At 70.7% G+C, this 546-nt stretch carries 1 protein-coding gene; it reads left to right on the top strand.

Annotation, left to right across the window (positions count from 1 at the left end; genetic code table 11):
- Nucleotides 1–546 (top strand): MFS transporter (locus tag BGN95_RS19300; protein WP_286773819.1); only part of this gene is annotated, 546 nt, incomplete at both ends.

Here is a 546-nt window from a genome sequence, read left to right as displayed (position 1 = left end):
GGGGGTCGGCGTCGGCGAGGCGGGCGGTGTCGCGCCTTCCTATGCGCTGATCGCCGATTATTACCCGATCGAGCGCCGCGCGCGCGCGCTCGGCATCTATTCGATGGGCATCCCGATCGGGCTCGCTGTCGGGGTGCTCGCCGGCGCCTATATCGCCACATTGGTCAACTGGCGGGTGGCGTTCTTCACCGTCGGTATCGCCGGGATCGTGATCGCGCCTTTCTTCCTGTGGATCGTCCACGATCGCGCCAAGCCCCCGGTCCCCGTCGCCCCGGTCGCGGCCTCCGCCGCGCCGCGCGTCACGCTCTGGACGGTCTTCTCGATCCTCGCCGCCAAGCCCGCCTTCTGGCTGATGGCCTTCGCCGCCGGGTGCAGCTCGCTCGCGGGCTACGGCCTTGCTTTGTGGGTGCCCAAGATCCTGATGACGCGGTTCGACTGGAGCCTGATCACCGCGGGGCAGTTCATGGGGTCGCTGCTGCTGACCGGCGGCGCGGGGGGCGTGTTCCTCGGCGGGGTGCTCGCCGACCGGCTCGGGCGCGCCGATCG

Source organism: Sphingomonas sp. 66-10 (assembly GCF_001897045.1).
Taxonomy (GTDB): Bacteria; Pseudomonadota; Alphaproteobacteria; order Sphingomonadales; family Sphingomonadaceae; genus Sphingomonas; species Sphingomonas lycopersici.
This window is presented reverse-complemented; position numbering and strand designations above follow the sequence as displayed.